General features: G+C 73.8%; 11 protein-coding genes. 9 read left to right on the top strand and 2 right to left on the bottom strand.

Annotation, left to right across the window (positions count from 1 at the left end):
• The 6 genes from ACK586_RS14680 to mnhG are packed head-to-tail and all read left to right on the top strand — an operon-like array spanning position 1 to position 6570.
• Positions 1-2877, top strand: a complete 2877-nt coding sequence (locus ACK586_RS14680) for a Na+/H+ antiporter subunit A (RefSeq protein ID WP_409331230.1) — start codon at positions 1-3, stop codon at positions 2875-2877.
• A complete protein-coding gene (locus ACK586_RS14685; RefSeq protein WP_409331231.1) occupies positions 2874-3374 on the top strand; it encodes a Na(+)/H(+) antiporter subunit C in 501 nt (166 codons plus the stop codon). The genes ACK586_RS14680 and ACK586_RS14685 overlap by 4 nt, the downstream gene beginning before the upstream one ends.
• The gene (locus ACK586_RS14690; protein ID WP_409331232.1) at positions 3371-5149 is read left to right on the top strand and encodes a Na+/H+ antiporter subunit D; all 1779 of its coding nucleotides are present in this window, start codon (positions 3371-3373) and stop codon (positions 5147-5149) included. Before ACK586_RS14685 ends, ACK586_RS14690 begins: the two co-directional genes overlap by 4 nt.
• Positions 5146-5772, top strand: a complete 627-nt coding sequence (locus ACK586_RS14695; protein WP_409331233.1) for a Na+/H+ antiporter subunit E — start codon at positions 5146-5148, stop codon at positions 5770-5772. The genes ACK586_RS14690 and ACK586_RS14695 overlap by 4 nt, the downstream gene beginning before the upstream one ends.
• The gene (locus tag ACK586_RS14700) at positions 5769-6131 is read left to right on the top strand and encodes an MrpF/PhaF family protein (RefSeq protein ID WP_409331234.1); all 363 of its coding nucleotides are present in this window, start codon (positions 5769-5771) and stop codon (positions 6129-6131) included. Before ACK586_RS14695 ends, ACK586_RS14700 begins: the two co-directional genes overlap by 4 nt.
• Entirely contained in the window at positions 6124-6570 is a 447-nt protein-coding gene (mnhG, locus tag ACK586_RS14705; protein ID WP_409331235.1) for a monovalent cation/H(+) antiporter subunit G, read from the top strand. Before ACK586_RS14700 ends, mnhG begins: the two co-directional genes overlap by 8 nt.
• 28 nt (positions 6571-6598) lie before the next feature.
• Here mnhG and leuA read toward each other — a convergent pair whose 3' ends face one another.
• On the bottom strand, positions 6599-8347 hold the full coding sequence (gene leuA / locus ACK586_RS14710; RefSeq protein WP_409331236.1) for a 2-isopropylmalate synthase: 1749 nt from the start codon (positions 8345-8347) through the stop codon (positions 6599-6601).
• Positions 8348-8729: 382 nt separating this feature from the next.
• Here leuA and ACK586_RS14715 point away from each other — a divergent pair, with 382 nt between their 5' ends.
• Positions 8730-9380: a universal stress protein gene (locus tag ACK586_RS14715; RefSeq protein ID WP_409331237.1), complete on the top strand. Its 651-nt coding sequence runs from the start codon at positions 8730-8732 to the stop codon at positions 9378-9380.
• A 37-nt stretch (positions 9381-9417) separates the two neighbouring features.
• On the opposite strand, the gene ACK586_RS14720 is transcribed toward ACK586_RS14715, so the two are convergent.
• The gene (locus tag ACK586_RS14720; protein ID WP_409331238.1) at positions 9418-11040 is read right to left on the bottom strand and encodes a phospholipase D family protein; all 1623 of its coding nucleotides are present in this window, start codon (positions 11038-11040) and stop codon (positions 9418-9420) included.
• Between the two features lie 73 nt (positions 11041-11113).
• Between ACK586_RS14720 and ACK586_RS14725 the strand changes: the two genes are divergently transcribed.
• Together ACK586_RS14725 and ACK586_RS14730 are read left to right on the top strand one after the other, a co-directional pair.
• Entirely contained in the window at positions 11114-12382 is a 1269-nt protein-coding gene (locus tag ACK586_RS14725; protein ID WP_409331239.1) for an aspartate kinase, read from the top strand.
• On the top strand, positions 12379-13422 hold the full coding sequence (locus tag ACK586_RS14730) for an aspartate-semialdehyde dehydrogenase (protein ID WP_409331240.1): 1044 nt from the start codon (positions 12379-12381) through the stop codon (positions 13420-13422). The genes ACK586_RS14725 and ACK586_RS14730 overlap by 4 nt, the downstream gene beginning before the upstream one ends.
• The last annotated feature ends 116 nt before the right edge of the window (positions 13423-13538 follow it).

A 13538-nucleotide genomic window follows, 5' to 3' on the forward strand; every position in this document is an offset into this window, starting at 1 on the left:
GTGCTCGCACTGCTGCTCGCGCACCTGGTGGCTGCGCTGGTCGCTCCGATGCTGCTCCGGTGGTGGGGCCGGCAGGCCTTCGTGGCCCTGGCCCTCGTGCCCGCCGCGTCCTTCGGCTGGGTGATGGCGCAGTTCGCCGGGATCACCGACGGCGGGGACGTCCGCGAGACGGTGCCTTGGGTCCCCGCGCTCGACCTCGAGGTGGCCCTGCGCCTCGACGCGCTCGCGCTCGCCCTCGCTGCCCTGGTCACCGGCGTTGGTGCCCTCGTGCTGCTCTACTGCGCGCGGTACTTCGAGCCCGCGGACGCGGGCACCCCCCGGTTCGCCGGGCAGCTGATCGCCTTCGCCGGGTCGATGCTCGGTCTCGTCCTCGCCGACGACCTGCTCCTGCTCTACGTGTTCTGGGAGCTGACCACCGTCTTCTCGTACCTGCTGATCGGTGCCTCCGGCACGCGGCTGGCGGCCCGACGTGCGGCCAGCCAGGCGCTGATCCTCACCACCGCCGGCGGGCTGGCGATGCTGGTCGGCTTGATCATGATCGGGGAGACGAGCGGCAGTTACCTGCTCTCCGAGGTCGTCGTGGACCCGGGTGAGGGGCCGTTCCTCGTGGCCGGGACGATGCTGGTGCTGGTCGGCGCGATCACCAAGTCGGCCATGGTGCCCTTCCACTTCTGGCTGCCCGCCGCCATGGAGGCGCCCACCCCGGTCAGCGCCTACCTGCACGCCGCGGCGATGGTGAAGGCCGGCATCTACCTGGTCGCCCGCTTCGCACCCGGCTTCGCCGACGTCCCCGGGTGGCGGCCGGTGGTGCTGGGGCTGGGCCTGGCCACGATGCTCGTCGGCGGTTACCGGTCGCTGCGGCAGCGGGACCTCAAGCTGCTGCTGGCGTTCGGCACGGTCAGCCAGCTGGGTTTTCTCATCGTGCTCGTGGGCGCGGGCAGCCAGGAGCTCGCCGCGGCGGGCCTGACCATGGTCGTCGCGCACGCGCTGTTCAAATCCACGCTGTTCCTGACCGTGGGTGTCGTCGACCACGCCACCCGCACCCGCGACCTGCGGGTGCTGTCCGGGCTGGGCCGGCGGCTCCCCCTGCTGGCCGTCGTCGGCGGCCTGGCCGGGGCCTCCATGGCCGGCGCCCCTCCGACGCTCGGGTTCGTGGGCAAGGAGGCGGCGTTCACCGCGCTGTGGGAGGGCGGGCTGGCCGACCGCACCGCGGCCGGTCTCGTGCTCGCCGGGCTGGTCCTGGGGTCGGTGCTCACCGCCGCCTACACCTTCCGCTTCCTCTGGGGTGCGTTCGCCCGCAAGCCCGGCTGCGCCGACACCGAGCTGCTCCACGTGCCGCGCCCGCTCTTCCTCACCGCCCCGACCCTGCTGGCCACCGCCGGGCTGGTGCTGGGGCCGGCCAGCCCGCTGCTGGACCCGCTGGTCAGCGAGTACGCGCAGGCGCTTCCGCTGATCGCGCCCGAGGCCGAGCACCTGGCGCTGTGGCACGGCCTGCAGCCGGCGCTGGGGCTGTCGGCGGTCACCCTGCTCGGCGGCTGGGCGCTGTTCGCGGTCCGCGAGCGCGTCTCCCGGGTCCAGCGGCGGCTGGCCGTGGGCGCGTCGGCCGACGAGGCCTACTGGAACGTGATGCAGGCGCTGGACCGCCTCGCCGTCCTCGTCACCGGCACCACCCAGCGCGGCTCGCTGCCGGCCTACCTCGGCACGATCCTGGTCGTCGTCCTCGCCCTGCCCGGAACGGTGCTGCTGTTCCGGGCGCCGTGGCCGGGGGAGTGGCGGGCCTGGGACACCCCGGTGCAGGCGCTGGTGGGCGCGGTCATCCTGGTGGCCGCCGTCCTCGCGCTGCGGATCCGGCAGCGGCTGTCGGCCGTGCTGGTCGTGGGCGTGACCGGCTACGGGCTGGCCGTGATGTTCGCGCTCCAGGGTGCCCCGGACCTGGCGCTGACCCAGTTCCTCGTCGAGACCCTCACCCTGGTCGTGTTCGTCCTCGTGCTGCGCAAGCTGCCCAAGGACATCGCCGAGCGGCACCGTCCGCGCGAGCGCGCGGTGCGCGGCGTCATCGCCGTCGCGGTCGGGCTGCTGATGGCCACGGCCGGCGCCGCGGCGATGAGCGCGCGGACGGCGACCCCGGTGTCGGTCGACTACCCCGACGCCGCGTACGACTTCGGCGGCGGGCAGAACATCGTCAACGTCACGCTCGTCGACATCCGCGCCTGGGACACGATGGGCGAGATCTCGCTGCTGGTCGTCGCGGCCACCGGCGTGGCCAGCCTGGTCTTCCTGCGACGGCGGACCGGTTCGGTCGACCGGCTGGATCCGGTGGCCCTGGCCCGGCAGCAGCGCTCTTCCCGGCGCGCCCCCCGCCGGCAGTGGCTGGCGGCCTCGGCGGCGCTGGCGCCCGAGCGCCGCTCGGTCGTGCTCGAGGTGGTCACCCGCATCCTGTTCCACACGATCGTCGTGTTCTCGGTCTACCTGCTGTTCACCGGCCACAACGAGCCCGGCGGCGGGTTCGCCGGCGGCCTGGTGGCCGGCCTGGCGCTCGTGCTGCGCTACCTGGCCGGCGGGCGCTACGAGCTGGGCGAGGCGGCCCCCGTCGATCCCGGCCTTCTCCTCGGTCTCGGCCTGATCTTCGCCGGCGGCACCGGCGTCGTCGGTCTGGCGCTGGGCGCCGAGGTGCTGCAGACGGCGATCCTGGAGACGACGCTGCCGGTGCTCGGCGACGTGAAGCTGGTGACGTCGCTGTTCTTCGACATCGGCGTCTACCTGATCGTCGTCGGCCTCGTGCTGGACATCCTGCGCAGCCTGGGCGCCGAGCTGGACCGGCAGCTCGACGAGAACGACCCGATCGACGTCGAGCCCGGCGAGGTGGTGGCCCGATGACGCCGACCGTCGTCCTTCCGGTGGTCATCGGTGGGCTCTACGCCGCCGGGGTCTACCTGCTTCTCGACCGCAGTCTCACCCGCGTGCTGCTCGGCTTCCTGCTGCTGGGCAACGCCACGAACCTGCTGCTGCTCTCCTCGGGCGGCGTCGCCGGGCTGGCACCGGTCCTCGGGTACGCCGAGCCGGAGGAGATGTCCGATCCGCTGCCCCAGGCGCTGATCCTGACCGCGATCGTCATCACCTTCGGGATCGCAGCCTTCCTGCTGGCGATCATCTACCGCTCCTGGCGGCTGGTCCGCCAGGAGAACGTGGGGGTCGACGAGGAGGACCGCCGGGTGGCCAGTCGCTCGGGCACGGACTCCGACGAGATGGACCCCGACGACCTGGCACCGGAGGACCGGCCCGCCGGGCACGCCGACAGCCTGCACACCGAGGACGACGCGCCCTTCGCCAGCGACGACATCGACCTGCCCTCCGTGGAGCGGGGGCGCCGGTGATCCGCGTCCTGACCCCGCTGCCGGTGCTGCTGCCGCTGCTCGGCGCGGCGGCCGCCCTGCTCGTCGGCGGCCGGCACCCCCGCGTGCAGCGCACCCTGAGCATCGCGGTCCTCGCGGCGGTGCTCGCGGTGTCGGTCGCGCTGCTGTTCATCGCCGACGCCGACGGCGCTGGCGCGGTGTCCGTCGGCGGCTGGCCGGTGCCGCTGGGCATCGTGCTGGTCGTGGACCGGCTGTCGGCGCTCATGATGGTGGTCGCGGCCACGGTGGCGCTCGGGGTCCTCGTCTTCGCCGTCGGCCAGGGCAACGCCGACGGCGACGAGGAGACGCCGATCTCGATCTTCCACCCGACGTTCCTGGTCCTGATCGCCGGTGTGGCCAACGCGTTCCTCGCCGGGGACCTCTTCAATCTCTACGTCGGGTTCGAGATCCTGCTGACCGCCAGCTACGTGCTGCTGACGCTCGGCGGGTCGGCGCCGCGGATTCGGGCGGGGATCACCTACATCGTCGTGAGCCTGCTCAGCTCGCTGCTGTTCCTCGCCGCGATCGGGCTGGTCTACGCGTCGACCGGCACGGTCAACATGGCGCAGCTGGCGGTCCGCCTGGCGGAGCTGCCGGAGGGCACCCAGCTGCTGCTGCAGTCAATTCTGCTCATCGCCTTCGCCATCAAGGCCGCCGTCTTCCCGCTGTCCGCGTGGCTGCCCGACAGCTACCCCACGGCGCCGGCCCCGGTCACCGCGGTGTTCGCCGGGCTGCTGACCAAGGTCGGCGTCTACGCGATCATCCGCACGCAGACGCTGCTGTTCCCCGGGGGGGCGCTCGACGAGCTGCTGATGTGGGCGGCGCTGGCGACCATGGTCATCGGCATCCTCGGTGCGGTCGCGCAGACCGACATCCGCCGGATCCTGTCGTTCACGCTCGTCAGCCACATCGGCTACATGGTGTTCGGCATCGCCCTGGCCTCGGCGGCGGGGCTCGCGGGCGCCGTCTTCTACGTGGTCCACCACATCGCCATCCAGACGACGCTCTTCCTCGTCGCGGGGCTGATCGAGCGGCAGGGCGGGTCGACCAGCATGGACCGGTTGGGCGGGCTGGCCCGCAGCGCCCCGCTGCTGGCGATCCTGTTCTTCGTGCCGGCGATGAACCTGGCCGGGATCCCGCCGTTCTCCGGGTTCATCGGCAAGGTGGGCCTGCTCGAGGCGGGCATCGTCGACGGCACGTGGTTGCCCGTCGTGCTCGTGGCCGGTGGCGCGCTGACCAGCCTGCTCACGCTGCTGGCGATCTCCCGGGTCTGGAACCGGGCCTTCTGGCGCCCGCCGGCGCAGCCGCCCGTCGAGGACTCGAACGTGGCGGCGGCCGACGACGCCGGGCCTGAGCTCGAGCCGGAGCCCGACCCCGCCAGCGCCGACGGGGGCGCCCTGTCTCCCGGGGACGCCGAGGCCGGCGAGGCGATCGGTGGCCACGGCTCGTCGCGCGAGGGGCGGGCCACCCGCGCCGCGGCCCGGCAGGCGGCCTGGGCCCGGCACACCGCGGTGGCCACGGCGTCCGAGCCGGCCCCGGACGGGCACCCCGAGGGCGCCGGCCAGGAGGCCGGGCCGGCGGGGGTGCCGCTGCCCCGGGTCATGGTCGGCGCGACGGCGGCGATGGTCGCGGTCACGGTTGCGCTCACCGCCCTGGCCGGCCCCCTCTACGGCGTCGCCCAGCGCGCGGCCGACGACCTCCTGGACCGCACGCCGTACGTCTCCGCGGTCCTCGACGGGACGGAGGACGCACCGTGAGCATCGCAGCGGGACCTCCGGCGGCCCGGCCGGACCAGCCGGCCGCGGAGTACGGGATCGCCCACCAGTTGCGGCACCAGCTGCCGCTGCTGCTGTGGCTGGTGCTGGTCTGGAACCTGCTCTGGGGCTCGTGGTCGTGGGCGAACCTCATCAGCGGGGTCGTGGTCGCGCTGGCCGTGACGGTGCTCCTCCCGCTGCCGCCGGTCATCGGTGGCGCCCACGTCCGTCCGGTCGGGCTCCTCGTCTTCTTCGCCACGTTCGCGGTGGACCTCGTGCGGTCGGCCTTCCTGGTCGCCTGGCAGACCATCCGGCCGCGGGGGATCGGGCAGAGCGCGATCATCCGCGTGCAGCTGCGGACCGATTCCGACCTGCTGCTGACCATCCTGGCCGAGTCGCTCACGCTGGTGCCGGGATCGGTGGTCATCGACATGGACCGGGAGCAGCGCACCCTGGCGCTGCACGTCCTGGCGGTGCGGGACGAGGAGGACGTCGAGCGGCGGCGCCGCGCCGTCCTCGCCGAGGAGGAACGCGTGGTCCGAGCCCTGGGCACCCCCGACGAGATCGCCGCGCTGGGCGCGGTCCCGGGCGGACGGGTCGTCGCGACGGAGCGGGGGACCCCGTGATCGTCGTCTCCTGGCTGGCGTTCGGCATGCTCGGTGGCGGGGCGGTGCTCTCCGTCGTCCGGCTGGCCCGTGGGCCGTCGCTGCTGGACCGGGTGGTGGCGACCGACACGCTGCTGGTCATCGTCTCCGCGGGGCTGGCCGTGTACGCGGCCCTGCAGCGCGACCCCACGCTCGTCCCCGTGCTCGTCGTGGTGGCGCTGCTGGCGTTCGTCGGGTCGGTGTCGGTGGCCCGCTACATCGGCGGAATGATCCTCCACTCCTCGGCCGACGGTGGGGACTCGGTGGAGACCGGCCGGCCGGCCCCGGCCCCGGTCCTCGACGGCCCTGCCCGGGGGGAAGGGGAGCGCGGGGATGGGTGAGGTGGAGTCGGTCAGCGACGTCGTGGCCGTGGTGGCGCTCCTCGGCGGCGCCTTCCTCTGCCTGACGGCCGGCCTGGGCCTGGTGCGCTTCCCGGACGTGCTGACCCGCATGCACGCCGGGACGAAACCGCAGGCGCTGGGCGTGCTGCTGATCATGACCGGCGGAGCGATCCGGCTCTCCGGCTGGTCGGCCACCTGGATGCTGCTGCTGGTGGCGGCCTTCCAGCTGGTGACCGCGCCGGTGACCGCGCACATGATCAGCCGGGTGGCCTACCGCCGCCGGCACGTGCGGCGGGACCTGATGCTCGTCGACGAGCTGCGGACCGGCGACTCGGTCGACCGCGTCTATCGCGGCGACGAGCCGGCCGACGCCCCGCCGGAGAACCCGGCCCCCTCGCTGCGCGAGACCGGCCGGGAGGACGGGCCGGGCAGGTTCTGACCTGCCCGGGCCCGTCCGGCGGTGGGCGCTACCGCCGCGCGCGGTTGACCGCGGAGACGACCGCCCGCAGAGAGGCGGTGACGATGTTGGGGTCGATGCCCACGCCCCACAGGACGCGGTCGCCGACGGCGCACTCGACGTAGGCCGCCGCCCGGGCGTCGCCGCCGGCCGACAGCGCGTGCTCGGTGTAGTCGAGCACCCGGACGTCGACGTCCACGCTGCGCAGCGCGTCGACGAAGGCGGCGATCGGGCCGTTGCCGCGGCCCTCGACGGTCACGGGGACGCCCTCGTCGACGATCTCCACGACCATCTCGTCGAGCTGCAAGCCGTGGGCGGTGTGCCGGTGGCCGGACAGGGAGAACCGGCCCCAGGGGGCGGCCGGGTCGGGCAGGTACTCGCTGCTGAAGGCCGCCCACATCTGCTGGGCGGTCACCTCGCCGCCCTCGTCGTCGGTGTGCCGCTGGATCACGCCGCTGAACTCGATCTGCAGCCGGCGCGGCAGGTCCAGCTGGTGCTCGGTCTTCATGATGTAGGCGACGCCGCCCTTGCCGGACTGGCTGTTCACCCGGATGACGGCCTCGTAGCTGCGGCCGACGTCCTTCGGGTCGATCGGCAGGTACGGGACCGCCCAGGGCATCTGCTCGACCGGGGTGCCGGCGACGGCGGCGTCGGCCGCCAGGGCCGTGAAGCCCTTGTTGATCGCGTCCTGGTGGGAGCCGGAGAAGGCGGTGTAGACCAGGTCGCCGCCGTAGGGGTGACGCTCGTGCACGCCCAGCTGGTTGCAGTACTCGACGGTGCGCCGGATCTCGTCGATGTCGGAGAAGTCGATCTGCGGGTCGATGCCCTGGCTGAACAGGTTCAGTCCCAGGGTGACCAGGCAGACGTTGCCGGTGCGCTCGCCGTTGCCGAACAGGCAGCCCTCGATCCGGTCGGCGCCGGCGCGGTAGCCCAGCTCGGCGGCGGCGACGGCGGTGCCGCGGTCGTTGTGCGGGTGCAGGCTCAGGACGACGGCCTCGCGCCGGCCCAGGTTGCGGTGCATCCACTCGATCTGGTCGGCGTACACCGTGGGCTCGGCCATCTCGACGGTGGCCGGCAGGTTGAGGATGGTCGGCCGGTCGACGGTGGGCTCCCACACGTCGGTGACGGCGTTGCAGACCTCGACGGCGAACTCGAGCTCGGTGCCGGTGAAGGACTCCGGCGAGTACTGGAAGCGGATCTCGGTGTCGCGCATCTGCTCGGCCAGCTTGCGGACCAGCTGGGCCCCGTGGACGGCGATGTCGACGATCCCGGCCCGGTCCGAGCCGAACACCACCCGGCGCTGCAGGGTGCTGGTGGAGTTGTAGAGGTGCACGATCGCCTGCCGGGCGCCGCGCAGCGACTCGTAGGTGCGCTCGATGAGCTCGTCGCGGGCCTGGGTGAGGACCTGGATGGTGACGTCGTCGGGGACCAGGTCGTCCTCGATCAGCTGGCGGACGAAGTCGAAGTCGGTCTGGCTGGCGGCGGGGAAGCCGACCTCGATCTCCTTGTAGCCCATCCGGACCAGCAGCTCGAACATCCGCCGCTTGCGGTCCGGGGTCATCGGGTCGATCAGGGCCTGGTTGCCGTCGCGCAGGTCGACGGCGCACCAGCGCGGCGCCTCCGTGCTGACCTTCTCCGGCCAGGTGCGGTCCGGCAGCTCGATCGGCGGGAACGGCGCGTACCGGGCGAACGGCATGGGCGAGGGCCGCTGCGGGTTGCGGGCGTGCGGGTGGTTCTCGGGCAGCTGGTGCTGGGACATGTGGGTGCTCCTCGGGCGCGGGCTGGACTCAGCTCCGGTGGGCGGTCAGCAGGCGCCGGGAACGCGCTGGCGTCACGGCAGGACACCGCGGCGAGGGGGCCGACCTAGGAGAGGGCCTCGCCGCGGCGGGTAAGCAGGAGGCTGCCGCGCACCCGACCACCGTAGCAGCGGCCCGGACGCCGCCGCACGCACGCGCGCCGCCGGCGAGGTGCGGACGGCGGGGCCGAACCCGGCTCCGTTGCCGGGTCCCGGCAGCCCGGGGGGCGGCGAGTCGTGCCGGGACCGACCGGTCCGGGCCCGCGGCGGCCGAGCACCCCGGGTACATGGGCCTGCTGTCTGCTGCTGAGTCCGCACACCCGACGCGCCGCCCGGGAGGTGCCCGGTGACCTGGACCGGCTGGCTGCTGTTCGTCGCCCTGTGGAGCGCGGTCGGCGTGGCCGCGGTCTTCTTCCTGCTGCACCGGCGGGGGTTCCGGGAGAACGTCTGGTACCTCATCGGGGCGGTCATCGGGCCGCTGCTCGTGCCGGTGGCCCTGGAGCGGTCGCGCCGGCGCAGCAGCTCGGTGGAGCACGGGCCGGCGCCGGGCTCGGTCCGCGGGGACGGCCTGACCGTGCTGGTGGGGGTGGACGGGTCGGCGGAGTCCGAGCAGGCGGTCGCCGACGCCGCGCGCCTGGTCGGCCCGGCCGCAGGCCGGGTCCTGGTGGCCACGGTCATCGGCGTCGACGAGGCCGAGGAGGCCGACGCGACCGCCCGGGAGGACGCCCGGCGCCTGCTGGCGGACACGGCCGCCACGCTCGCGGGCAGCGGGGTGCGGTGCTGCGAGACGCACCTGCTCTGCGGCCGGCCGGCCGACGCCCTGGCCGAGCTCGCCGCCGCGGAGGGGGCCGACCTCGTCGTCGTCGGGCGCCGCGGCCGGGGCCTGTCCCGGGCGCTGCTGGGCAGCGCGGCCGAGCGGCTGGGACACGGGTGCTCCGTGCCCGTGCTGCTCGCCGGGAAGGTCGGTGACCGGCACCGCCCGGCGCAACACCGGTGAGGACGCCCCGGGTGGGCGCGGCGGGCACCGCGAGCGGTCAGAACCCCCCGCGCAGGCGGAGCCGGAGCGGGCGGCCGTCGGGGTCGACGAGCAGCCGGTAGACGGGGGTGGCCCACAGCCGGGTCATCCGGGAGAGCTTCTCCGGTCGGTGGGGCCGCAACCGGCCGGGAGGCCGCGGACCCTTCCGCCCGGCCGCGTGCCAGGCCTGCAGAGCGGCGGCCCGCTCCTCCAGGGTGGCGACGAAGCTCTCCGGTTCGAGGAGCAGCTGATCATCGCTGCCGTCCGGGGCGAGATCGAGGTGCTCGCGGGCCAGCTCCAGACGCAGGTCCCGTGCGAACACGCGCGCGCCGTCGCCGGTCCCGGCCGGGTCGCGTGGCTCACGCGGATCGCGCGTCGTGTCCAGGACCGCCGTGGAGAGCTCGCTGTCGTGCGTCCAGGATCGGCGGTTGAAGTTGTCGCTGCCGATGCTCGCCCACACGTCGTCGGCCACGCAGACCTTGGAGTGCACGTAGACCGGCAGCCCGGCGTGGTTCTCCACGTCGAAGACGTGCACCCGGTCCTCGCCACCCGCGCGGACGCAGAGGTCGATCGCCTGCCGGCGACCGACGTTCTGCGGGGTCGAGTTGAGGGCGCCCTCCTGGTCGGGCAGCCGCGGCACGACGACGACGAGGTGCAGCCCGGGGTTGTCGGCCAGCGCGTCGGCGAACAGCCGGGCGACCTCCGCCGACCACAGGTACTGGTCCTCGAGGTAGATCAGCCGCCTGGCCCGCCGGATGGCCTTGGAGTACCCGAGGGCGATCGAGCGCTCGCCCTCGGGGGCGAAGTCGTAGCGGGGCAGGATCTTGGGATAGGTCCGGAGGGTCTGCACGAGGTGCGGTCCGCACGCCGGTGGCGGCGGCAGTTCCGGGGGGAGCGGGGAGGGATCCAGCCGCGCCCGGCGGAAGCGGTCGATGACGTAGGCGATCGGATTGCCCTGGACGGGGCTGGTGGGATCGTCCCACCGCTCCCGGAACGCCGTGTCCAGGACGGCGACGGCCGGTCCGCGGATCTCGGCCTGCACGTCGTGCCAGGCGGGGGTCGGCCCGTAGGCCGACGCCATGTCCACGGCCTGGGGGTCGCCGTCGTGCGCTGCGTCGTCCCGGCGGCTGCGGCACAGGTCGATCCCCCCGGCGAACGCCACGTCGCGGGCCGGGTCGGCGGGGCAGCGGATCACGACGACCTTCTGGTGGTGGCTGCCCACCCGGCGGACGCGCTGGTCGAGGACCACCCGTCCGCCGTCCGCCTCGAGCTCCCGGTCGAGGGACCGGTTCTGCTCCTTGCTGTAGGACAGAGCGTCGGTGTGCGAACGCCACACCAGTCCCCGGACGTCGACACCGTGGTGCGCGGCCGCGCTGAAGAGCTCGTCGACCGTGGGACCCCCGGGCCGCAGCCGCTGGTCGGGGTCGCCCCGCCAGTCGGTGAACCAGAGCCGGTCGCCCTCGCCGAGCTGCTCGACCACCTCGACGAGCCGGTCGAAGTACGCCGCGCCGTGCACGAGGGGCCGGACGAGGTTGCCCTCGGTCCACGCCGGGAGCGGCGTCCCGGGGTTGCCCCGCTCGGAGGCGCTGAGCAGCCAGCGCTCGGGGTCCTCGCCCTGGAGGTGCTGCTCGGGGTCGCCCACCGGGTGATCACAACGCGCCCTCCCCGGGGACGCAAGCACGGCGCCCGCGGGGACGTCGGTAGCCTGTGGACCCGTGGCCCTCGTCGTCCAGAAGTACGGCGGCTCCTCCGTCGCCTCCGCCGCGCACATGAAGCGCGTCGCCGAGCGGATCGTGGCCGCCAAGCAGGACGGCGACGACGTCGTCGTGGTGGTCTCCGCGATGGGGGACACCACCGACGAGCTGCTCGACCAGGCGGCCCAGATCACCGGTGACCCGCCCGGTCGCGAGCTCGACATGCTGCTCACCGCCGGCGAGCGCATCTCGATGGCGCTGCTCGCGATCGCGATCAGCACGCACGGCTACGAGGCGCGGTCGTTCACCGGCTCGCAGGCCGGCGTCATCACCACGTCCAGCCACGGCAAGGCGCGGATCATCGACGTCACGCCCGGCCGGCTGCGGTCGGCGCTGGACGAGGGCTCGATCGTCATCGTGGCCGGCTTCCAGGGCGTCAGCCAGGACACCAAGGACGTCACCACGCTGGGCCGCGGCGGATCGGACACGACCGCCGTCGCCGTCGCCGCCGCGCTACGGGCCGACGTCTGCGAGATCTACACCGACGTCGACGGCGTCTTCACCGCCGACCCGCGGATCGTCCCCAACGCCCGGCGGCTGGACACGATCACCTACGAGGAGATGCTGGAGCTGGCCGCCTCGGGCGCCAAGGTCCTCATGCTCCGCTGCGTCGAGTACGCCCGCCGCTACGGCATCCCCGTGCACGTGCGCAGCTCCTACTCACAGCTCCCCGGCACGACCGTGACCGGCTCGATGGAGGACCTCCCGGTGGAACAGGCGATCATCACGGGCGTCGCGCACGACCGCAGCGAGGGCAAGATCACCGTCTACGGGGTGCCGGACCGCCCGGGCGAGGCCGCGCAGCTGTTCCGGGTGCTCGCCGACGCCGAGATCAACATCGACATGATCGTGCAGAACGTGTCGGCCGAGGCCAGCAAGCTCGCCGACATCTCCTTCACCCTGCCCAAGAGCGACGGCCCGGCGGCGCTGGCCGCGCTGGAGAGGGTCAAGCACACGGTCGGCTACACCGACGTCAGCTTCGACCAGCACATCGGCAAGGTGAGCCTGGTCGGCGCGGGCATGCGCTCGCACCCCGGCGTCTCGGCCCGGTTCTTCGGGGCGCTGGCCGACGCCGGCGTCAACCTGGAGCTCATCAGCACCTCGGAGATCCGCATCTCCGTGGTCTGCCGCGACACCGACGTGGACGTGGCCGTCCGCGCGGTGCACGACGCCTTCGACCTGGGTACCGAGGAGGCCGAGGCCGTGGTCTACGGAGGGACCGGACGATGAGCATGCGCCCGCTGAACATCGGCGTCGTCGGCGCGACCGGCCAGGTGGGCGCGGCGATGCGCTCGATCCTCGCCGAGCGCGACCTGCCGATCGCCTCGTTGCGCTTCTTCGCCTCCGCCCGCTCGGCCGGCAGCACGCTGCCGTGGGGTGACGGCGAGATCGTCGTCGAGGACGCCGCCACCGCCGACCCGGCCGGCCTGGACGTCGCCCTGTTCTCCGCCGGCGCGACCACCTCCCGCGCGCAGGCGCCCCGCTTCGCCGAGGCGGGCGTGATCGTGATCGACAACAGCTCGGCGTTCCGCAAGGACCCCGACATCCCGCTGGTCTGCAGCGAGGTGAACCCCGGCGACGTCGCGAAGGCGCACGGCCGGATCATCGCCAACCCGAACTGCACCACCATGGCCGCGATGCCGGTGCTCAAGCCGCTGCACGACGAGGCGGGTCTGGTCCGCATCGTGGCCAGCACCTACCAGGCCGTCTCCGGCTCGGGCATCGCCGGCGTGCAGGAGCTGCACGCGCAGGTGAGGGCCGTCGTCGACAAGGCCGACGAGCTCGCCTACGACGGCGGCGCGGTCGCCTTCCCCGAGCCGCAGAAGTACGTGCGGCCGATCGCCTTCAACGTCGTCCCCATGGCCGGCTCGGTCGTCGACGACGGCACGGAGGAGACCGACGAGGAGCAGAAGCTCCGCAACGAGAGCCGCAAGATCCTCGGCATCCCCGACCTGCGCGTCTCGGGCACCTGCGTGCGGGTGCCGGTCTTCACCGGGCACTCGCTGTCGCTGAACCTGGAGTTCGAGCGCGGGATCCGGCCCGAGCGTGCGACCGAGCTGCTGGCCGCCGCGCCCGGCGTCGAGCTGTCCGACGTCCCGAACCCGCTGCAGGCGGCGGGGAAGGACCCGAGCTACGTCGGCCGCATCCGGCAGGACGAGAGCGTCGACGGCGGCCGCGGCCTGGCGCTGTTCGTCAGCAACGACAACCTGCGCAAGGGCGCCGCGCTCAACACGATCCAGATCGCCGAGCTCATCGCGGCCCAGGGCTGAGGGGGGGGGGGGGGGGGGGGGGGGGGGGGGGGGGGGGGGGGCGGGGGGGGGGGGGGCGGGGGGGGGGGGGGGGGGGGGGGGGGGGGGGGGGTGGGGGGGGGGGGGGGGGGGGGGGG

Origin of the sequence: Trujillonella humicola (assembly GCF_046233715.1) — a bacterium.
Lineage (GTDB): Bacteria > Actinomycetota > Actinomycetes > Mycobacteriales > Geodermatophilaceae > Trujillonella > Trujillonella humicola.